Genomic DNA, 21166 nt, shown 5'->3' with positions numbered 1-21166 from the left:
GTTATCTTTGAGATTAGTATACCACCCTTCAAAACACTAAAAAAGACCAAGAAAAACACAGGTTTGTGTTCATCATTGGACTGTCCTTCAAATATCTTCCAAAAAAGCTTGAACTACTATTTCTTGATTTATAAGTGTTTGAACCTCTTCTTGGAACTTACTAGCCAGCTTGCTGTCTACAATATAAGACGAAATAAGACTAGAAAGATTTTCACTGAAACTTTTGCTCTCATTACGAAATATATTGTGTTTAAGATAGTCTAGCATTTTCAAAATATCTTCTGCTTCAAGGATAGGATTAACCCTTAAAACCGGAAATCTGCTATCCAAATCATCATTAGTAGTAATCACTACATCAACTTGTGCAATATCTTCCACACTCTTAAATTGTTCTGTTGTAAATACAGTGCCAATTTGCTCATTTGGAAAATAAAGTTTGCATTGTTTCAGCAAAAGTCTCGAAACCGCAACACCTTCATCACAAACGAGATAAACTTTTTTCATATTTTGTTGAGACGATGGTGTATACTTTAAAAATCCTCCAATATGAATCGTCAAATAGGCAATATCATCGTCTGTTAGCCGAATAAACCACGCTCCTTCTAAAATTTCCGCAGATTTTCTAGTGACTAAAAATAATTCTCCATACTTGGATCGAATTTGTTTTGTTAGAGGATTTTTAGAAAAAATACCATAAGTCTTTCTAAATAACAAGGCTTTACAGTGGATCATCAAATTTCTTAACAAATCATCCTTGTTCTCAATCTCCATTCGGATTTGTGATTCAAAATACCAGATAAATTCTTCTAAAGCAAGTTTTAATTGCCGAAAATCATCACTTTCTGCATGAACATCCAAATCTTTACGATAGGAGAGGAGAAGAACAGCTACAAGAGAAACTTCAAGTTCTGACAAAGAAATTTCAAACTTTTGAAACAACCGTTCTCCTAATTTCTTAGACACCTGATACTCTATTCTTTTTCTTATCAAAGAAAATTCTTTCTCTATATCCTGATGTCTTTCTTGATACTGTTCAACATTATGACAGCTTAACAGCAAATAAGGTAAAACCTGCAACATAAAAGTTACTTCATGATGGTTTATTTTCTTCCCTAAATCTTGTTCAACTAAAGGAACCTGTTCCTTAAAAAATTGGTTCATTTCAACAGAAAGCAAACACTCATCATCTAACCTCTCTTTCATCTTATCTTCTAAAATAGATACAAAAGTGGCATTCTCTTCCATAAAAATATGATATAGAAGCGATTGAAGATACTGAATTTTATTAAGAGGGTGGGCATGAAGGTGGTATCCCTGTGACTTGCTCACTTGCAAGGTCACCTGATATTGTTCCAAAGTTAGTTGATAACGAATACTATTCAAATCATTGAGAACAGTATTCCTAGATACCTCTGTTAACTCCATCAATTTTTCAATCGTAATACGTTCTTTAGAAATACCTATCCATAGTAACATTATCATCATACGTTCATGCGCACTCATGATATAATCGTACGAATCTACTTCCGATAATAGTTCACAACAAGCATCTCTCTGCTCTTCCGTTAAGTGAATACCAATTCGTGGAATACTAATGATGTGAAGCGCCTCGTCATCCAGAGCAGCATTGATTTTGTCAATGTGATAATAAATTTTCCTTCTTGACTCTTTCAAATCTTTCGAAATCGCCATAATCGTTTTGGACGTTTCTTGATCCATCAAATATTGAAGCAAATCACAACTTGCCTTATCCAGTACCATATTTCATACTCCTCTATCAATCAACTGCCTTGAAAACAACTTTATAATAGTATCACATTAACCAACGCATTTCAATTATCAATAGTAGTCTCTTAATAACGAATACTTACAATTACAAAAGCGAGGCTTGGATCGAAAGGTCCTAGCCTCTTTTCAATTCATTTTCTTATTTCTTTTGACCGTAATAAGCATTTGGTCCATGTTTACGTTGGTAGTGCTTTTCTAGGATGTACTGGGGAGCAGGTTCAACCCTTGGATTGATTTGCTCTGTGAAGCGATTCATCTTAGATACTTCCTCTAGTACAACAGAGTGATAGACAGCATTCTCTGGGTTTTTGCCCCAAGTGAATGGACCGTGATTTCGTACGACAATCCCTGGTACTTCAACTGGGTTAAGTCCGCGACGTTCAAACTCTTCTACGATAACCAGGCCGGTATCCTTTTCATAGGCCACTTCTACTTCGTTCTTGGTCAAACTACGGGCGCAAGGGATTGAACCGTAGAAATAATCTGCGTGGGTTGTTCCGTAGAAAGGAATATCGCGTCCAGCTTGAGCCCAACCAACTGCTTCTGTCGAATGGGTGTGGACCACACTACCAATTTCTGACCAAGCCTTATATAACTGCACATGAGTTGGAAGATCAGAAGATGGTCTTAAATCCCCTTCTAGGACCTCACCATCTAGATCAGTCACTACCATGTTTTCAGGTGTCAATTCGTCATAATCTACGCCTGATGGTTTGATAACAATGACACCTAGTTCGCGATTGACTTCAGATACATTACCCCAGGTAAATTTGACAAGTCCATGTTTCGGTAATGATTGATTGGCATCACAGACTCGTTTACGCATAGCATTGATTACTTGATTCATCTTACATCAAACCTGCTTTCTTAATTAGTGGGTAGAGAAAAGCTTGGGCCTCTTGAATAGCTGCGCGTGTTTCTTCTACAGTTTCACAATTTTCAGACCACATTTCGATTAGGAAAGGACCATTATAATTGGTTTGCTTTAAAATATCGAAAGCTTCTTCCCATTTGACACAACCTTGCCCAAAAGGTACATCTCGGAACTGACCCTTTGAATTTTCTGTCACTGCATAAGTATCCTTGAGATGGAGAGCTGCGATGGCATGATGGCCAAGATAAAATTCACTGTAGACATCATTATGCCATGCAGACACATTCCCAATATCTGGATAGACAAAGAGGTAGGGGGAGTCAATCTCTTTCTCTACAGACAAATATTTTTCGATGCTATTAATGAAAGAATCATCCATAATTTCAATAGCAAGTACCACCTGAGCTTCTTCAGCCCAGTCACAGGCTTTTCTCAAATTTTTGATAAAACGTTGGCGTGTCTGGGGTGACTTTTCCTCATAGTAAACGTCGTAACCAGCTAATTGAATCGTACGAACTCCCAAATCTTGGGCTAATTCGATACATTTTTTCATGAGTTCTAGAGATTTTTCCTCTAGAACTGGATCATTTGATCCCAATGGGTAGCGACGATGGCCTGAAAAACAGATAGAAGGAATACGAACACCAGTTTCATAGATTGCTTTGACAACTTCCAAGCGTTCTTCCTTACTCCAGTCAAGTCTTGCTAAACGCTCATCACGTTCGTCAATAGACATCTCGACAAAATCAAAGCCTAACTTCTTTGCAAAATTTAAACGTTCTAGCCAAGTAAAGTGTATCGGGGTTGCCTTTTCATAAATTCCAATTGGACGTACCATAGTTTACCCCCAAATTCGTTTGATTTCATCCTTGAAGGCACGCGCTGCTCCTGCTGGATCCACAGCCTCTGTAATTCCACGACCTGCGATAAAGGTAAAGACATCAACACCTTCAAAGAGTTTGAGAGTATCTACATCTAGACCACCTGTTACAGATACACGGAAGCCCATGTCAATGAGTTTTTTAACCTTATTAAGGTCTTTTTCACCCCAAGTTTCACCAGCAAGAAGAGCATCACGAGATTGGTGATAAATAGCTTGTGAGATACCTGCATCTAGCCAAAGCTGAGCTTGTTCAAAAGTCCAATCGCCATAAAGCTCGATCTGGATTTCGCCTCGTTCTCCTCGTTCAGTCTTGATAGCCTTTAGAGCTGCTTCCATAGTAGGGATGGTTGCACAACAGATACAAGTCATCCAGTCTGCTCCACGAACCGCATTATTTTTAGCAACTGTTCCACCAGCATCAGCACATTTTGTGTCTGCCACAATAATCTTATCCGGGAAAAGGCTACGCAAGACTTCAACCAGTTCACTTCCAACTTGAAGCAAGCAAACAGTTCCAGCTTCGATAATATCTACTTCCTGACCAACAGAAACAGCTGCTTTAATCGCTCCTTGCAAGTCTGAATGATCTAATGCAACTTGTAAATTAGGTATTCTTTTTGTCATTTCTTTATTCCTCTTTCTAACTTTCCAAATCCAATCCTTCGAGATAAGGGCTATCCTTAGATTCTTCAATCATAGCCAAGACATCTTCTTTAGTCTGGCAAGCCTGTAAACGTGCAATAGAATCTTCTAATTCAAACAGGGCAATGATTTGTGGAATTGCTACACTTGTGTGAATTTTTGAGCTTGTTGCTGCTAGTGCCAACAAAACAGATACCTCTTTCCCATCTGAAAATACAACAGGATTTTGTAAGGTAATCAATGAAAAGGCATCACTTTGCACACCCGCTTCAGGTCTAGCGTGGGGCATAGCCATACCTGGCATCAAGATATAGTAAGGGCCATACTCTTCAGTCGATTCAATGATAGCATCGTAATACTCTGGCAAAATTGCCCCACTTTCAATCAAGGGATCTACTGCTACCTTGACTGCTTCTTTCCAATCGTGAGCCTCTAAACCTAGTCGGATCGAGTCATTGTCAATTAAAGCTTGTTTTAAATTCATATCTGCCTCCTTTATTTAAAGAGGGAGAAGGACAGAAACGATAACTCTCAGTTTCTGTCCAACCCCCTCCAACCTTTTACTGTAGTGCTTGACTGAGTTTTTCAGTGATTTCTTTATCATCCATCAAGTTGTCAAGCCCAATTAACTTCCCATTAGTTCGCCCTTCCAATTCTTGAATCAAATGAAGAGAAGCGATTACGATGTCATATCCTGCTGCTAAACCTTTAGCTTCACCGACACTGCATGAATTGACTGTAAAATCTGTTTGATTAAGCTTACGGAGAGCATTTTCGACCTTCATCTTGATAACCATTGATGAACCCATTCCATTTCCGCACGCTGCTAATACTTTAACCATTTTATTTCTCCTTTTTCTAGATACTAAGCTTCTTCTTGAACTTCACCGTTGTAATATTTCTCTTTATCTTTTGCTTTGGCAAATTGAAGTTGAGGAATAACAAGCAAGAAGAGACACACAAGTACATAACCAACAATACCAAGGTATTTGAAGATATATCCAAATCCAAGCCATGGGAATTCAAAGTCGATATTTCCATGGTAACCACCATAAGATGCTAAATCAAGAAGAGCTACACAGAGAGCTCCTAAAGCAACTTGGAGAACACCTGAGATGAATGATAGGATAACAGCCGCTTTCCATCCGCCGCGTTTATCAGCGTAGACCGCAATGGCTGCATTGTCAAAGAACACTGGTACAAATCCTGTAATAATAAGAATCGGATTTTTAAAGACGATGAGCAAGACAATTGTGATCAATTGACCAATCAAACCAAAGGCAAATCCTGACAAGACAGCGTTTGGAGAACCAAATCCATAAGAAGCTGCAACGTCCACCGCTGGGAATGAACCTGGCAACAATTTGTTTGAAATACCTTGGAAGGCGTTTGTCAACTCAGATACGAACATGCGGACACCTTGCATCAAAACGAACAAGTAAACTGAGAAGGTAAAGGCTGTTTGGATAATGTACATAAAGAAATCTTGTTTAGCAGGATTGAATAGAGTTCCTGAAGTGATGACTTCTTTATTAGACATAATGTCTGGACCCAAGATTAAAAGAATGGCTCCGAAGAATACGAGCATCAAGGTAGCAGATGCAACAACTGTATCGTGGAAGATTGAGAGGAACTTAGGTAATTTAAGATTGTCTAAACTTTCTTCTTTCTTACCAAAGCGTCCTGCTATTTTATCTACAAACCAGATTGCAAATTGTTGTTGATGACCAATCGCAAACCCACCACCACCAGTCAAGCGTTGAGTTGCTTCAACAGTCATATTTGAACTAACTGCCCAGTAAAGTCCACAGATGATACCGATTGCCGCTGTACCATAAGCATTGCGCAATTGTGGAACTAAGAATAGAACCATAAGAGATACGGTTGCAGCTTGTTGTACCATGATGTGCCCAGTAATAAAGAGGGTTCTTACCTTCGTAATCTTGCGAAGAGCTACAAGCAAGATATTTATTCCGAAACCAATCAATAGAGCTGTAGTTGCAGTTCCAACAAAATCTGGAAACTCTGCTGCAATTTTGTTGTTTGCTGCAGCAAGTCCAAAGTAAGGGTCGATAACCGCTGCACCAATTTGGAATTTGTAGTTAAGGGCTGCTAAGATCGGACGGAAGGTTGTAACCAAACCACCCGCACCCACGTTGAGCAACATATACCCTACTGTTGCTTTAACAAACCCTGAGAAAACGTCATGGGCAGGTTTTTTCAAAAGTGCGTATCCTATCAACACCAATAAACCTACAAAAAATGCGGGATTCTGCAAAATATTGCTAGAAAACCAATTTAGAACACTTGAAATGACTTCCATAATTGTTCTCCTTTTGAATTGTTTTTGTAGGTTTATTATATAATTTGAAAGCGTAAACAAAAAGACCAAGAATTACACAGCGGACTGTTCACTCTTGGACTGTATGATTTATGATATTTTAATGATTAGCTTAGTTTCTCGTAGCTAGATAAAATGGAAGAATTTTATCATAAGATTTCAGTATGGCTTCTACGATTTCTTCTTCAGATGAATTCTCTGTTATAGGGACATCTGCTTTAACTAACACTTTGCGAACTTCCTGATTGGATAGTTTATTTCTTAAAATTTGACGGTTCTCCTCAGTAGCCTCCCACCGTTGACTTTGACCATCAGAGTAGGATAGATAATAAATCCCTTCTACCACTGGAACTTCTAACACCTTGGCTTGCTTGCCTAGAGTCTGCTCATCCTTCTTGCGCTCGATAAAACTGACTTCTAGTGAGACCCCAAAATCAGAAGAACTTCCATACAAACGTAAGGCTAGCATAGGCTCTGTCACTTTCCCCTCACGCTGTAGATAAACCCAAAAATGTGGTCGCAAACGCTGGGCCTGATTCATCCACTGGCTAGTCTGTTGGAGTTGCCATTCTGGATGGCTTGCTTGAAAGGCTTTGGCTAGCTCTGTAAAAGCCTTTCTGGCATCTTGACCTTTGTGGTGAAATTCCAGCATTTTCTCTCGTTCTTCCCCAGCTTTATCTGGATTACGGTACTGCAAACCTGCAAAGTCTAGATAGTCTCTTATCTTATTAAACATACGCTTAACCTCTTCTAACTAGCAAAAAATGGCTCTATAATATTTGTAGTGGGTAAATCCCCTATGGATATTATGGAGCCTATTTTGTTGTAGAAAAAAAGTCCCATAAGATCTATAATGAAAAGCAACCAAACCATCATTAGAAAGAATCCTATGGAACAATTACATTTTATCACAAAATTACTAGACATTAAAGACCCAAATATCCAAATTATGGATGTCATTAATAGGAATACCCACAAGGAAATCATCGCTAAACTGGACTACGACGCTCCATCTTGTCCTGAGTGTGGAAGTCAAATGAAGAAATATGACTTCCAAAAACCGTCTAAGGTTCCTTACCTTGAAACGACTGGTATGCCTACTAGAATTCTCCTTAGAAAACGTCGATTCAAGTGCTATCATTGCTCGAAAATGATGGTAGCTGAGACTTCTCTCGTCAAGAAGAATCACCAAATCCCTCGTATCATCAACCAAAAGATTGCCCAGAAGCTAATTGAGAAGACTTCTATGACCGATATTGCCCGTCAGCTGTCTATTTCAACTTCAACTGTTATTCGCAAGCTCAATGACTTCTGTTTTAAGTCTGATTTTTCTTACCTCCCTGAGATTATGTCCTGGGACGAATATGCCTTCACTAAGGGAAAGATGAGTTTCATTGCTCAAGATTTTGATAAGCTCAATATTATCACTGTTCTTGAGGGTAGAACACAAACTATCATAAGAAATCATTTTCTGCGCTACAATCGCTCTGTTCGTTGTCAGGTGAAAATCATTACTATGGATATGTTTAGTCCTTACTATGACTTGGCTAAACATCTTTTTCCGTATGCCAAAATCGTTCTAGATCGCTTCCACATTGTACAACATCTTAGCCGTGCTATGAGTCGTGTTCGTGTCCAAATCATGAAGCAATTTGAGCGAAAATCTCATGAATATAAGGCTATCAAGCGCTACTGGAAACTCATTCAACAGGATAGCCGTAAACTGAGTGATAAGCGATTTTATCGCCCTACTTTTCGCATGCACTTAACCAATAAAGAGATTATTGACAAGCTTTTGAGCTATTCAGAAGACTTGAAACACCACTATCATCTCTATCAACTCTTGCTTTTTCACTTTCAGAATAAGGAACCGGAGAAATTTTTCGGACTCATTGAGGAAAATCTAAAGAAAGTTCATCCTCTTTTTAAGACTGTCTTTAAAACCTTTCTAAAGGACAAAGAGAAAATCGTCAATGCCCTTCAGTTACCCTATTCTAATGCCAAATTAGAAGCAACCAATAATCTCATCAAACTTATCAAACGCAATGCCTTTGGTTTTCGGAACTTTGAAAACTTCAAAAAACGGATTTTTATCGCTCTGAATATCAAAAAAGAAAGGACGAAATTTGTCCTTTCTCGAGCTTAGCTTTTCTTCAACCCACTACAGTTGACAAAGAGCCCAAAAAATCAGGAGGACCCTGATTTTACTTATTCTGTATCTACAACGACATAGCGATTGGGCTCGTCACCTTCAGAGTAACTAGTCACACCATCCATACGTGAAATAATACGATGGATAATCTTGCGTTCGCTATTCGACATTGGATCTGTCTGATGACTACGTCCTTCTTCTAAAACACGGGTCGCCAATTTTTGAGCATAGGTCTGCAAGACTTCTGCACGATGTTCAACGTAATCATTGACATTAATAGTAATGTAGAAGGTTCTTGAATAGCGGTTGTAAAGATAATTTTGAGCCAATAGTTGCAAGGCCTTCAAGACTTTACCATGGTAGCCGATAATACGACCTGGTTCGTTAGTATCAATTTGCAAATTGATACTACGACGGTTATAATCATTTGAAAGTGTGGCCTCAACATCCATGTCATCAATAATCGTTTGAACATAAGTCGTGACTTCCGTAGCTACTTGTTCAATATCAAAGCTCGGTTCAACCTTCAAGCCCAAGTCTTCTAGTTCTTGACTTTCAGTTTGCTCAGCTTGGTTTTCAATATTAGGAGTTTCTACTTCTTCGAGAGCAGTTTCTTCAAGTTGTAATTCATTTAAAATCTCAATGTGACCAGTTTCTTCCAAGATAGTGCTGGCATGTCTTTCATGTTTTAAGATTTCAGCCTTGACTTCATCAGAAATACCTTGGCCTTCCTCTTCAATCTTTTTAATTGCTTCTACAACATGACCCAAATCAACAGTTGCTTCACTGACTGTTTTAACAGGCTCATTCAAATCATTGATTTGTTTTGGAACTCCCTTTACAGCTTGTTGGTTTGCTTTTACAACTGTCGTTTCACTAATAGCATCGATATCCACTTGGGCTGGTTTTTTACCAAATAAACCAAGAAATCCTTTTTTCTCTCGAGAAATGACTTTGATATGAGCCTTCATTCTTGGAATATCTAATTCTTTCAATCCTTTCTGGATTGCTTCTTCAACAGTTGAACCTGTAAATACTACCATTACCAGATTCCTCCTTATTATTTCGTTTTCTGAGCTTTTTCTTGGCTTTTCTTTTTCTATTTTCCAAATCTTTCTGTGCCTGTACTACCGCCTCGCGCTCTGCGATAATCTTGAATGGATTATTCAAGAAATAGGTTTGCAAGACTTGATAAGCATTAGACACTGTCCAGTAGAGAGCGACTCCACCTGGTGCATAAACTGCAAAGATAAAAATCAAGACTGGAATCCCATACATCATCGCAGTCGTAGCACCATTACGCTCAGACAAGGCTTTGTTGGACAACCAAGTACTTAAAAAGGTAAATACTGCTGCTAAAATCGGAAGAACAAGGGTTGTATCCACACCACCAAGATTAATCCATAAGAAATGTCCTGTCTTTAAAAAGTCAACTCTTGATAGAGCTTGGAACAAGGCCAAGATAACCGGCATCTGAATCAAAATCGGCCAAAGAGAATCTGACTGTCTGACACCCATTTCTTTAAAGACTTTACGCATTTCTTGCTCTAGCTTGGTTCTGCTTTCCATATCTCGACCTGGATATTGTTCTCGAAGCGCCTTAATGCGTGGTTGAGCTTCTTGCATTTTTCTAGAAGCCACCATTTGCACTTGGAAGACTGGCAAGAGGACTGTACGAATCAAGACCGTAAAAAGGATAATCCCCACTCCGATACTGATATCAAACGATAAAAAGCGAATAATTTCCGCAAAGAAGTAAACAAATTTACTCCAAAAATCAGCCGAATCGGCTGTAATATCGCTAGTTGCCCCATTTGTTGCACAGGCTGTCATGATCAATAGGGACAGTCCTAGCAAACTAGTCAACTGTAGTTTCTTTTTCACTCCCATTTCCTTCCTGGTAAATCTTTGATAATTTTAATACGTGGAGTAGATTTTTCTCCATCTCTGCGTATCCCAAGGTTTCGACTCCTTTTCGAGCAATGACAACAAAATCGACATCTTCTACCAGACTCCCTTTTGCATTCTGGATAATATGCCGAATCCGTCGCTTGATTTGATTTCTAGTGACGGCATTCCCCAGTTTTTTGCTAACTGATAGACCTACTCGAAAATGGTTTTTCTGATTTTCTAATTGGTAGACAACAAATTTGCGATTGGCAAAACTTGTTCCTTCCTTGAAAATCGCCTTAAAATCTTTCTCTCTTTTTACACGAAAGTTTTTCTTCAAAACTCAACTCCATCTATTAAATTACTACTATTATACCATATTTTTCAAAAAAGCCAATCATAGCAAGGTTTTGGACATTTCCATCAGAAAAAGAAGCTGGAAAAATCTCTTTCCCAACTCCTTGTACGGAATATTTTTTCTGATTTTAGTTATTTTTTCAAGCGTTCAACGTCACGGGCAATGACTAATTCTTCATCTGTTGGAATAACCAAGACACGAATCTTCGCTGTCTCTGTTGAGATGTCTCCTGTCACGCCAAAGATATTCTTTTCTGGATCAACATCACAGCCAAACCAAGAGATACCTGAGATAACATCTTCACGTACGTTTGCAGCATTTTCACCGATACCTGCTGTGAAAATAATAGCATCTGCTCCATTAAGGACCGCAAGGTATTGACCGATATGTTTTTGAATGCGGTCAACATACATTTCATAAGCCAAAGTGGCATCGTGGTCCCCTTCTTCCATAGCGGCAATCACATCGCGCATATCACTAGATTTACCTGAAACACCCATAAGCCCTGATTCACGATTAAGGACGCGACTAATGTCTTCAGGCGTGTTAAAGTCCTCTGTATATTGCATTAAGTAAGGAATGATAGCTGGGTCAATATCCCCTGTTCGAGTTCCCATCATCACACCACCAAGTGGAGTGAAGCCCATTGAAGTATCGACAGATTGACCACCTTTAACGGCTGTAATAGAAGCACCATTACCGATGTGGCAAGTAATCAATTTCAAGTCTTCTAATGGACGTCCCAAGAGTTTTGCAGCTTCTCCTGCTACAAACTGGTGACTTGTACCGTGGGCACCATATTTACGAACCTTGTTTTCTGTGTAATATTTTGTTGGTAGAGGATAGCGATAAGCTTTCTCTGGCATAGTTGTGTGGAATGAAGTATCAAAAACAACTACACTGGTAATGTCTGGCAACAATTCCTTGAAGGCGCGAACACCTGCTGCATTGGCTGGATTATGGAGAGGAGCCAACAAACTCAACTCTTCAACTTTTTCTAAAACATCCCCTTCAACAACTGTTGATTCTTTGAAATATTCTCCACCTGCAACAACACGGTGTCCAACACCTGTAATCTCATCATAAGCCTTGATAATATCGAAACGAATCAAGTCATCCAATAAGATTTTAACAGCTTGTGTGTGATTTTCGATATCCAAAATTTGTTGTTCAGAACGGCCATCAAATTTTACAGTTGAAATAGAATCTTTCAAACCAATCCGTTCAATTAAACCTTTAGCAAGAACTTTTTCCTCTGGCATTTGATAAAGTTGCCATTTCAAACTTGAACTTCCCGCATTGATTGCAATTGTTTTTGTCATAACATGATACCCCTTTTTTAAGCGTTTTCATCTATTATAACAAAATCTATTTTATATTTCAGTACCTTGAGTCCATTTTTGAAAATTTTCTTTAAATTTCATTAAAACACTTGCATCTTGCAGGCTAGCAAGTGGATAAACAAAAGGCTCTACTGCTACTTCACTTTTCTTCTGTAGGATAAAAATAGTCTTAGATTGTTTGGCATTGGCAAAGAGATTTTCAGGCAGACTAATCATGGCAACCAGACTTGCCTCCTCTTTCAACCATCCTTTCAACAAATCACTTTGGGGGCTGGTCAATAAATCACTCGGAGCTAGAAAAATAGCATATCCGTCTGACTTGAGATACTTAAGCCCTTGTTCCATGAGCAAGTGATGGGCGTAGGTATGTTCTTGGCTAGAAGCAACTTGATGGCGTGACGCAACGGCATCATCAGGATAATAACCGACAGGCAAGTCGCTGATGACCACGTCGCTTTCTTTGAGCATTTGTGGACGAACGGCATCTCCTTGGACAAAACCAGCCTGCAAACCAATTACATCTGCCATACTAGCCGCCAAATCAATCAGCAAATCATCCACTTCCATTCCCAAGTAATCCACTTTTTTAGCAAGCGAGGTCAAGAAAGTAGCGCCCAGAATTCCCATGCCAGAACCCATTTCGAGGATAGTGATTTCCTTCTCTGTAAACAACTCTTCCACAATAAACACCAAAAGCAAAGCAATAGCATCCGGTGTAAACTGGTGATTAGCCTGCAAGGGTTCTGTTTGCCCAGCCTTCATCAAGAGAAACTGGTAGGTCTTGAGCCATTCTTCTTTGCGAAGCGCTAATAGTTTAAGGGCCTGATTGTTCTCTTTGACCTGCTCTAGCTCAGTTTCACCATCCAGATAGATGCTATTTTGCTCCACCAGGGCGTCATAAAAATTGGTCGCCAAATCACTTTGGATAATTTGGACATTCTCTAGTAAATACGTATAAGCTTGTTCAATTTTTTCAAAATCCATATTCCTATCTTATCAAATTTCCCTTCTTTTTTCCATCCTTATAGAAAAATCACTCCCTGACTAGGCGAGTGATTTTTGGGCTACTGTTAAAAAGAGTTCTGAGTAATTTCCTTGAAACAGGTCTTCAGCGCTATAGAGAATCTGACTATGCACCGATGAAAAACCATGATCAATTAGCTTGTTTTCCAGTTCACCTAAATCAAATCCATGATGGTTAGCTTCTGTCTTGGTAAAATCGGCAATAAGGAGTCGCCCATCTTCCTTCAAATGCTGATGAAACAGTGAGAGAGCTGCATCCAAATCAGGCATATGATGAAGAACCCGACTAACAACAATGCAATCAAACTCTTGCTTCAAGGGATTTTTCAGTAAATCGTGCTCCAAAAACTGGATATTCTTGATGTCTTGCTGCTCTGCTTTCAAACGAGCCTGCTCCAGCATTTTCTCAGAAATGTCTACAAGAGTGACTGACTTAGCCTGCTTGGCTAGGGGCAAAGCTAATAGACCCGTCCCACCACCAAAATCCAGAATTTCTTTGTCTGATAGAAGATCAAGCTGTTTCTCGACCGCTTGACAAACCAAGTTTGCAAGAAAGATATTTTTAGGGGAATCGAAAGTTTCTGCTTTGTGGTTAAAATCATGTTTCATGCTTTTAGTTTAGCACAAAGTAGCTTGATTAGCTAGGAATTCTCTTTCTTTTCAGGCTTCTTTTCCGATTTTTTCCTCTCTGCTTGATCACTTGAATCAGTCGCTGCCTCTTTCTTTTCATCTGTTTTCTCTTCTTTGATTTTGACTGAAGGAAATAGGAACTCATATTGGCTCTTAGGCGTGTGAACCCTTGTCACCAAGTTTGTTTTCTTATTTTGATAACTCACCTGACCCAGATTAAAGGCCTGTTCTCCACTTTCTTGTTCAGCTTTATCCTTGGTTCGCTTGGCCATGGCAAAAGCGATTAACTTTTCTTTATCCAAAGCATAGTCTTGATAGTGGGCGACTTGTCGGTTCAAGTAAAATTGCAACAAAAGACTAAAGATGGCTGCCATGGTGACTGCATAGAGGAGAACTCCCGCCTTAACTTTTTTCTTTTTCCACACGATAGATGAACTCCCTTTCTAAGCCTTTTTGAAACTGGAAACGAAAACGAACCACTTGATTGTCCTCTGTAATTTGAGCTGATTTGAGTCCATAAACCATAGGTTGATAACCCCGTCCACTGGCATCGGTTTTCCGAAAATCATCTGATTTTGACTTACCTATAGAAATATCCTTGCCATCCTGCTTCACATATATACGATTACCTTCCACTTTTTCGAACTGCGAACGGTCTAATTCTGCCTCCAGCTGATCCACAAACAAGAGCCACTCCTTTTGCTCGCTTTGTTGCTGGTAGCGAACTTCTGAAATGAGGAGCTGACTCATGGCCTGAAATAGGAGTAAACTTCCACTGATGACAATGAGAGCAATCAGGGATTCCAACAAGGTAAAAGCCTTGACCTTATGGCTCTTTGATAGCCAACAACTGTTCTGAACCATGGTAGACCTCCAATCCCTTTTCACTAGAAAACACCTGAATCTCAACTCCGTTGATGTTTACCTGATTTTGACCTGTCTGCAGGGCCATCTTAGCTACACGCAAGACTTCTTCCTTTTGCAAGATTCTTGCTTCTTCCTGCCTATTCTTCTGAATTTGTCCCAAAAGAAGGGTCGCAATGCTGGCAAAGATAGCTAAAGCGACTACTGCTTCCAGTAAAATCACTGCCCTAATTTTTTGTTTCCTTAATGCGTTTAATTTTTCCATTTCCTAAATATAATTGATAACGAATCGCTCCTTTGCTGGTCTGAAATTCAACCTTAGCCAGGGACGAATTACCCCCAGCTCGGTCAAATGTAATACTTTGTCCTGAGGGTGCCTGAATTCCTTTAGGAACTGTCAACTTTTGACTGCCATTACTGATCGTCTGCCCATCTAAGTTTAGACTAGTCTTTTGCTGACTGGCTACACTGCGTTTTTGGGTTTCCCGATAGAGTTCTTCAAACTCCATAAAGAAAATCTGCTCCTCTACCGCCGCAAAAGTGGACTGAACAGAACCAGATAAACCCAAGGCAATGATACTCACAAGTCCCAAAACCAAGAGACTTTCAAGCATGGTAAAGGCCTTAATCCGCGACCGTTTGAGTCTTATTTTGTTTTGCATGATATTCTTTATAAGCTTTAGCTTGCTCTTCTGTGATGCGTTCATCTGCTTGTAATTTGCTTAGAGTAGCCTCTTCATTTTTATTCAAACTATAAAGCTCTGCCTGGCTTTCCACCACCTTAACAACAGCAGCTTTTCCTTTGTCATTGACTGCCTCTTTTTGCTTGGTCAGATTAGGCACAAAGAGCAAGAGAAGCACACTGATGATTAAAAGGACCACCAACATCTCTACCAGTGTGAAAGCTTTAACCTTAGCTTTTTTCAAGAACGTCATCATTTTTTTCATTTTAAAAATTTACCTCCATATTTTGATACATGGGCATCAGCATTGCCGCATAAAGTAAAACGATAATCAGAGCCACAAAGATAAAGACCAGTGGCTGCACCAGATTCATGGTGCGGTTGACTCGGGTAAAAAAGGCTTCCCAAGTTTTTTCAGCATAGATTTCCAACTCACTACCCAGCTTGGACTTGACTTCCCCATACTCAATAATGAGACTCAACTCCTTTTTAAAGAAAGGATAGGTTGCTATGGTTTGAGAAAATTCCCGACCATTTTGTAGGGCTTGAGCTAGGTCTTGACCGATTTCTTTAAAGAGTTGGGAACCTTGTTCCTGCATCATTTGAAAAATCTGCGTTAGTTCCATCCCTTGAGAAATCATATTCCCCCATTCACGCGCATAATAGGCTGTCAGATAGGTCTGCACAAAAATTCCAAAGAAGGGAATGCGTGCCAAGATAGAAAAGACGCGCATCTTCGAACTTCTTTTATAAAAAGTGAGTGCTAAAAGGACATCTACTGAAACAAAGCCTACCATTCCTAGAAAAATTTGTGGCAGATTGCCAATAATTTGGGTGGCGATATTACTACTATCCAGTTGTGGTAGTAGGTAGTTACGCAGTCCCAGCATAATTAAGAGAAGAAAACCCAGCAAAATCAAGGGATAGGTCGCTACTTCAATTAATTTTTTCTTGACCTTGGCCAGATTGTCCAGATATTCTTCTATCTTTCCCAAACTCAGGTGAAGATTCCCATGGACTTCAGCTAGAGATAACTGGGTGACAATAGCACTTGAAAATCCCAAACTTTCCATCATTTCTGAAAATGATTTCCCCTGAGACAAGCCCGTGCGCATCTGGGTCACACACTGCTTTTCCAACAAAGCACTCCTATCTAAAAAGGAGATAGTCTCCACCAGATGAAAACCGCTGGAAAAGAGATTGTTAAACAAGGTGATGATATTTTTTTGCTTAGCTGTAGCTAATTTTTTCCGTCTCAGCCTGAAGACTTGTGATATGTCCATCTTTAAGAAGCTGGTCAATCTGTTCATTCCAGCTAATTGGCTGGTGTTCTTGATAGTCTTTGTTTGCAAAGTCAACGATTCCTCCTCCCCCAATCAATCTCTGGTAGCAGACTCCTTGCAGAACGACTGCCAATTCCTCTTCACTCACGCCCAACTCCAGCAAGCGTTCATAAACACCTCGGATACTCTTGGCATGAATGGTTGAAAAGACTGTCGCCCCTGTCAGACTGGCTCTGACCACTGCACGCGCCGTCTCACTGTCACGAATTTCTCCGATAATCAAGAGATCTGGTCGATGACGCAAAGAAAGTTTGATTAGATTTTCATAGGTCAACCCGATTGCTTCGTTCAACTGCAACTGAAGCATGTCGTCCTGCTTGATTTCGACAGGATCTTCAATGGACATGACTTGTTGTCCTTTAAAAAGAGACTTGGCCAATTCATGCATCAAAGTCGTCTTGCCACTTCCGACTGGACCAGCAAAAAGATAGAGTCCTCGTTGCCTGTACTGCTTGCCCAGTTCTTCAATATCCTGAAACCAAAAATGCAACTCCTGCTCCTCATCGTGCAACAAGCGAATAACTAAACTTTCATGACCTCGATAATCGCCTACTGTAGATAAACGTAGGGACGTCGTCTTCTGGTCATATTCATAATCACAGGAACCTAGCTGACTACGTCGCTTTTCTCCCACATTCATACCCGCCACAAACTTAAAGTGGCTGATGACGGACGCAAACTTTTCAAAATCATAACAACCGATTTTACAACGCTCGTCTCCTATCCTCATATGAAGCTCATAGGCGTCTAACTTAGGGACAAAATAAATATCCTGCGCCCCTTTTTTCCGGGCCGAACGAATGATTTCTTGTGCAATTTCTTGAACCATACTTACCTCCTCACCTATACTATTCGCAAAGATTTGGGAAAATAAAAAAAAGCAACTCCAAAAAGTTACTTTTTCTCTATTTTAATTTCATTCGGCAAGAACGGTGCCTTTCCTGACCAGTTTGTTTTTCATAGCCCGGACGTAATTTTTCATCTGGGATAACCTGCTCATCCTGCAAAAGAGCCAAAGAATGATATTGTTGTAAATACTCATCACATTCATCACACCAGCGTTGGTCTTCCGGATCCCAGAAAATGGTCATCAAGTCACTTCTACTTTTATAAAGAGGAGACTCTTGTTCCAATCTAAACCAGCAAGTCTTGTAGTATTTGAGAGCATCATAATACTGGTCAAATTTCTTACTTGCTACAATATCTTCTTCCCAACCTTCTAAGAACCACCACGGTTCAAAATCTCCGTACATTTCTATAACACGATACATATTCATTCATTCCTTTGTACCGTATATTATAACCAATTCCGCCAAACAAGAAAAGAAATATGCTCATTTCTTATTTATCTAAAGTTGAGCGATAACTTCCTCAGTTGTCAAAACTTGGTTGGCAATGTAGCCGTAGTTTGTCAGTGCAGCTTGGTAGGCTTCTTCACCTGGAGCACCGACAGCATCGTTAACAACAATGACATTGTAGCCTAATTCTATGAGTTCACGCATGTGTGAATCCACGCAGAGATTAGCATTCATACCAGCCAAGATGACGGTGTCGATACCATTTTTGCGGAGTTGAAGGTTAAGGTCGTTGCTTTCTGGGCCAAAGATTTTATGTCCGTTGACAACAATAGTATCTTCATCCAAAAATGGTTTAATCTCTTCAATCATATCTGCTCCAGAGCCTTCTGGAATTGCTGAATATTGACTATCACGCCAAAACATTTCGTTTTCAATCATCATCGTTTCACCAGCAGCTTTAAATTGCCACTTGTGATCGTGTGGATAGAAGTAGTGCGGTGAGATAAAACGCTTGTAGCCACGCTCTTTAGCAAGAGCGAAAAGCTTTGTCAGATTTTCAATAGTATTAACTTTTTCAAGAACGTCTTTAGTTGCTCCGAATCCTTTACCAGTATGTTTTAGGAATTCAACTTGTGGGTCTGTGATAACAAATGCGACATTTTTCTGATTGAACATGAGGTTCCTCCTAATATGATTTGATTAACAGCCAATAGGAATTTAGACTGTTAGTTTGATGATTTTCCAAATGGTAGTTTTAGTTATATACTGACCGTTCGGTACAATTATAATAACATCTAAAATTGAATTTGTAAATCAATTTGCTCAGAACAAAAATTTTAATGATAAAACAGTGGCAAAAGGTGGTGGTTTCAATTGTTTGGTCTCAGACTCTGAATCTGCTATAATAGGAAAAAAGAGAGGTGAGCAGATGAGCGTTAAAGAGCGTATTTTACAAAGTGCTGAGGAATTGATTTATCAGAAGGGTTATGTGGCCACCTCCATCAGTGACATCATGGAGGCAGCTGATGTTGGCAAGGGGCAGCTTTATTATTATTTCACATCTAAGAAGGAAATTGGTTTGACGGTCATTCAAGATATTTTAGCAAATTGGCGAAAAGAGCTTTTTGAAGATATTTTTGAAGCAGACAAGTCTGACAGTGACAAGTTTTCGGATATGATTGACTGGGTTTATCAATTTCATGAAAGTCAGACGGTCTTTTATGGTTGCCCAATTGGTAATCTGATTGTGGAATTGTCCACAGAAGATGAGAACTTCCGCTGTCCTCTCAATGATTTTATGACCCAGTGGACAGAGAAGTTAGCCAGCCTCTTGCAAGACCTGCATGCTGACTGGTCAGAAGAGCGGGCGCATTTGCAGGCCCGTCAAGTCATCTCCAGTATTCAAGGAAGCATTGTCATTCTCAAAGTCAGCCAAGACATCCAAGTTTTGGAAAATAATATGACGGATTTGAAAAAGAATTATTGTTAATTTTTAGCCGAAGAATTAAAAGTATGTTAATTTATGGATTGTGGTTAAGAGGTAAGAATGACAACAGATATTAAAACTGAAATTGGTCATAGAGTAAGACAGGAACGTGAACGTCACAAATTGACGAGAGAAGAGGTCTGTGGACAGAATCTGACTTAATAATCAAACAGCTGATGCGTACTGAGCTTGGGCAATCCTTGCCAACAATTACTAAGTTACAATATTTATCTAAGCGATTAGAAGTTCCGATAGATACTTTTCTTGAAAATAAAGAACTAGCTCTTCCTGAGGAAGAGTTGCTGAGTCTAGACTTGATTGAAAGAATATTAGACTTGATAAGAACAGGGACAGGTAGTTTCGCTGAAGATATTTTTGATGATTATTTTAAGCAAGTTTACACATTCAATGATTTACTATTAATTGATTATTTTGCTATGCAATGTCAAGACTTGATTTATAGAAGAGAGCATTAGATAATTTTCGGATTAAGTTGTTGAAACAGCAATTAGTTAGTGATGAAATGTATAATGTAGAGCTACTATCAGTTCTTTGTGCCATAGCGGGTGTTTATGTTGTTCATAATGACTATAAGCATATGATATCTCTAGTAAAAAAGATGAATGAAATTTTATCAGTAACAATGTTGCAAGTCTATAAACCTGGAATTTCAGTATTTGAAGCTAAGTGCTATCTTTATTTTGAAAATGATAAAAATAAAGCAAAGGAACTTTATCACTCAGCAACTATACTAGCTGAACAATTTGATGATAAAGTATTTGATAAAAAATCCAGCCATCTGATGGATGACTGAATTTGATTTTCGAAGAGTATAAAATCTTTTTACTATCTAGGCTTCTGAGATATCGTTTTCGATAATGACCTTAATGGCATGGTGGTCTGCTGCCTTGCTGAAGACTTCATAGGCTTTTTCAATTTCACTTAATTTGAAATAATGAGTTACCAATTTTTCTGGTTCAATCTTATGACTTTCAAGTGCTTTCAACAATTGTGGAGTTGTATTTGTAGATACCAAACCAGTTGTTACATTGATGTTGCGAATCCAAAGTTTATCTAAATCGAATTCAACTGGTTTACCATGCACTCCACAGTTGGCAACTGTTCCGTCTACACCGATAATCTTTTGACAGAAGTCAAATGTTGCAGGAATACCAACAGCTTCGATAGCAACATCTACACCACGACCATCTGTCAAATCATAAATTTCCTTAATGGCTTTTTCAGGGTCTGAAGAATTAACCTTATGAGTCGCACCGAATGATAAAGCAGTTTCCAAGCGATGATCATCTAGGTCCACCATAATCAATTTAGCTGGTGAGTAGAATTAATCTGCCACAGTATATTAAATCTAGAATAGTGCGTTATAAGTGCTAAAATGTTTCTATAAATTAATTTAACTTTCCTAATCGATTTGTTCAGATTTTATTTCATGTCACTATAAAAGAGAAGCCAATCCAACTGGTCCTGAATCAATAATGGATACGCTGCAAGCAGGTTCTACTTTTCCTTTATAGTAAAATTGTAATCTTTTTCATTTGTTTGTTCAA

27 protein-coding genes and 1 pseudogene are annotated in these 21166 nt (G+C 39.1%); 4 read left to right on the top strand and 24 right to left on the bottom strand.

Annotated features, from left to right (window positions below; translation table 11 throughout):
* Window positions 1-87: 87 nt before the first annotated feature.
* The 8 genes from AXK38_01295 to AXK38_01260 all read right to left on the bottom strand — a co-directional run bounded on the left by AXK38_01295 (window position 88) and on the right by AXK38_01260 (window position 7264).
* Complete coding sequence (locus tag AXK38_01295; GenBank protein ID AMH88009.1) at window positions 88-1761, bottom strand: ascorbate 6-phosphate lactonase; 1674 nt, start codon at window positions 1759-1761, stop codon at window positions 88-90.
* Window positions 1762-1927: 166 nt separating this feature from the next.
* Window positions 1928-2635 carry a ribulose phosphate epimerase gene (gene araD, locus AXK38_01290; protein ID AMH88008.1) on the bottom strand — a complete coding sequence of 236 codons (708 nt, stop codon included), beginning with the start codon at window positions 2633-2635 and terminating at the stop codon, window positions 1928-1930.
* 1 nt (window position 2636) lies between these two features.
* Complete coding sequence (locus tag AXK38_01285) at window positions 2637-3500, bottom strand: xylulose 5-phosphate 3-epimerase (protein ID AMH88007.1); 864 nt, start codon at window positions 3498-3500, stop codon at window positions 2637-2639.
* Window positions 3501-3503: 3 nt separating this feature from the next.
* Complete coding sequence (ulaD, locus tag AXK38_01280; protein AMH88006.1) at window positions 3504-4169, bottom strand: 3-keto-L-gulonate-6-phosphate decarboxylase; 666 nt, start codon at window positions 4167-4169, stop codon at window positions 3504-3506.
* 16 nt (window positions 4170-4185) lie between these two features.
* Window positions 4186-4671 (bottom strand): PTS ascorbate transporter subunit IIA, encoded by a 486-nt coding sequence (locus tag AXK38_01275; GenBank protein ID AMH88005.1) that lies wholly within the window; start codon window positions 4669-4671, stop codon window positions 4186-4188.
* 76 nt (window positions 4672-4747) lie between these two features.
* On the bottom strand, window positions 4748-5029 hold the full coding sequence (locus tag AXK38_01270; protein AMH88004.1) for a PTS ascorbate transporter subunit IIB: 282 nt from the start codon (window positions 5027-5029) through the stop codon (window positions 4748-4750).
* A 23-nt stretch (window positions 5030-5052) separates the two neighbouring features.
* Complete coding sequence (locus tag AXK38_01265; GenBank protein ID AMH88003.1) at window positions 5053-6510, bottom strand: PTS ascorbate transporter subunit IIC; 1458 nt, start codon at window positions 6508-6510, stop codon at window positions 5053-5055.
* Window positions 6511-6640: 130 nt separating this feature from the next.
* Window positions 6641-7264, bottom strand: coding sequence for a ribonuclease P (locus AXK38_01260; GenBank protein AMH88002.1), 624 nt, complete (start codon window positions 7262-7264; stop codon window positions 6641-6643).
* Window positions 7265-7417: 153 nt separating this feature from the next.
* Here AXK38_01260 and AXK38_01255 point away from each other — a divergent pair, with 153 nt between their 5' ends.
* On the top strand, window positions 7418-8674 hold the full coding sequence (locus AXK38_01255) for a transposase (protein ID AMH89592.1): 1257 nt from the start codon (window positions 7418-7420) through the stop codon (window positions 8672-8674).
* 62 nt (window positions 8675-8736) lie between these two features.
* Here the strand turns inward: AXK38_01255 and AXK38_01250 are convergent, their stop codons facing one another.
* The 15 genes from AXK38_01250 to AXK38_01180 form a co-directional block, all read right to left on the bottom strand.
* Window positions 8737-9723 carry a DNA-binding protein gene (locus AXK38_01250; protein ID AMH88001.1) on the bottom strand — a complete coding sequence of 329 codons (987 nt, stop codon included), beginning with the start codon at window positions 9721-9723 and terminating at the stop codon, window positions 8737-8739.
* Window positions 9695-10570, bottom strand: a complete 876-nt coding sequence (locus tag AXK38_01245; GenBank protein ID AMH88000.1) for a hypothetical protein — start codon at window positions 10568-10570, stop codon at window positions 9695-9697. Before AXK38_01245 ends, AXK38_01250 begins: the two co-directional genes overlap by 29 nt.
* Window positions 10539-10910, bottom strand: coding sequence for a ribonuclease P protein component (locus AXK38_01240; protein ID AMH87999.1), 372 nt, complete (start codon window positions 10908-10910; stop codon window positions 10539-10541). The genes AXK38_01245 and AXK38_01240 overlap by 32 nt, the downstream gene beginning before the upstream one ends.
* Before the next feature lie 149 nt (window positions 10911-11059).
* A complete protein-coding gene (locus tag AXK38_01235) occupies window positions 11060-12250 on the bottom strand; it encodes an acetate kinase (protein AMH87998.1) in 1191 nt (396 codons plus the stop codon).
* Between the two features lie 51 nt (window positions 12251-12301).
* Window positions 12302-13255: a DNA methyltransferase gene (locus AXK38_01230; GenBank protein ID AMH87997.1), complete on the bottom strand. Its 954-nt coding sequence runs from the start codon at window positions 13253-13255 to the stop codon at window positions 12302-12304.
* Between the two features lie 60 nt (window positions 13256-13315).
* On the bottom strand, window positions 13316-13903 hold the full coding sequence (locus tag AXK38_01225; protein AMH87996.1) for a methyltransferase: 588 nt from the start codon (window positions 13901-13903) through the stop codon (window positions 13316-13318).
* A 32-nt stretch (window positions 13904-13935) separates the two neighbouring features.
* Entirely contained in the window at window positions 13936-14349 is a 414-nt protein-coding gene (locus AXK38_01220; protein AMH87995.1) for a competence protein ComGF, read from the bottom strand.
* On the bottom strand, window positions 14327-14788 hold the full coding sequence (locus AXK38_01215; GenBank protein ID AMH87994.1) for a competence protein ComGF: 462 nt from the start codon (window positions 14786-14788) through the stop codon (window positions 14327-14329). Before AXK38_01215 ends, AXK38_01220 begins: the two co-directional genes overlap by 23 nt.
* Window positions 14751-15011: a hypothetical protein gene (locus AXK38_01210; protein AMH87993.1), complete on the bottom strand. Its 261-nt coding sequence runs from the start codon at window positions 15009-15011 to the stop codon at window positions 14751-14753. Before AXK38_01210 ends, AXK38_01215 begins: the two co-directional genes overlap by 38 nt.
* Before the next feature lie 4 nt (window positions 15012-15015).
* Complete coding sequence (locus tag AXK38_01205; GenBank protein ID AMH87992.1) at window positions 15016-15450, bottom strand: competence protein CglD; 435 nt, start codon at window positions 15448-15450, stop codon at window positions 15016-15018.
* Window positions 15413-15736: a competence protein ComGC gene (locus tag AXK38_01200; protein AMH87991.1), complete on the bottom strand. Its 324-nt coding sequence runs from the start codon at window positions 15734-15736 to the stop codon at window positions 15413-15415. The genes AXK38_01205 and AXK38_01200 overlap by 38 nt, the downstream gene beginning before the upstream one ends.
* 1 nt (window position 15737) lies before the next feature.
* The gene (locus AXK38_01195) at window positions 15738-16610 is read right to left on the bottom strand and encodes a competence protein CglB (GenBank protein AMH87990.1); all 873 of its coding nucleotides are present in this window, start codon (window positions 16608-16610) and stop codon (window positions 15738-15740) included.
* 91 nt (window positions 16611-16701) lie between these two features.
* Entirely contained in the window at window positions 16702-17643 is a 942-nt protein-coding gene (locus AXK38_01190) for a competence protein CglA (GenBank protein ID AMH87989.1), read from the bottom strand.
* A 76-nt stretch (window positions 17644-17719) separates the two neighbouring features.
* A complete protein-coding gene (locus AXK38_01185; protein AMH87988.1) occupies window positions 17720-18085 on the bottom strand; it encodes a superoxide dismutase in 366 nt (121 codons plus the stop codon).
* Between the two features lie 78 nt (window positions 18086-18163).
* The gene (locus tag AXK38_01180) at window positions 18164-18787 is read right to left on the bottom strand and encodes an isochorismatase (GenBank protein ID AMH87987.1); all 624 of its coding nucleotides are present in this window, start codon (window positions 18785-18787) and stop codon (window positions 18164-18166) included.
* A gap of 253 nt (window positions 18788-19040) precedes the next feature.
* Here AXK38_01180 and AXK38_01175 point away from each other — a divergent pair, with 253 nt between their 5' ends.
* The 3 genes from AXK38_01175 to AXK38_01165 all read left to right on the top strand — a co-directional run bounded on the left by AXK38_01175 (window position 19041) and on the right by AXK38_01165 (window position 20412).
* A complete protein-coding gene (locus AXK38_01175; protein ID AMH87986.1) occupies window positions 19041-19601 on the top strand; it encodes a transcriptional regulator in 561 nt (186 codons plus the stop codon).
* A 173-nt stretch (window positions 19602-19774) separates the two neighbouring features.
* The gene (locus AXK38_01170; protein AMH87985.1) at window positions 19775-20074 is read left to right on the top strand and encodes a hypothetical protein; all 300 of its coding nucleotides are present in this window, start codon (window positions 19775-19777) and stop codon (window positions 20072-20074) included.
* A 143-nt stretch (window positions 20075-20217) separates the two neighbouring features.
* A complete protein-coding gene (locus tag AXK38_01165) occupies window positions 20218-20412 on the top strand; it encodes a hypothetical protein (protein AMH89591.1) in 195 nt (64 codons plus the stop codon).
* 36 nt (window positions 20413-20448) lie between these two features.
* On the opposite strand, the pseudogene AXK38_01160 reads toward AXK38_01165, so the two are convergent.
* A pseudogene (locus AXK38_01160) lies at window positions 20449-21129 on the bottom strand (hypothetical protein).
* Window positions 21130-21166: the final 37 nt, after the last annotated feature.

This window comes from Streptococcus mitis, from assembly GCA_001560895.1.
GTDB classification, from domain to species: Bacteria; Bacillota; Bacilli; order Lactobacillales; family Streptococcaceae; genus Streptococcus; species Streptococcus mitis_Q.
Note: the sequence above shows the minus strand (reverse complement) of the source record. Positions and strands in the feature narration are given on the sequence as shown.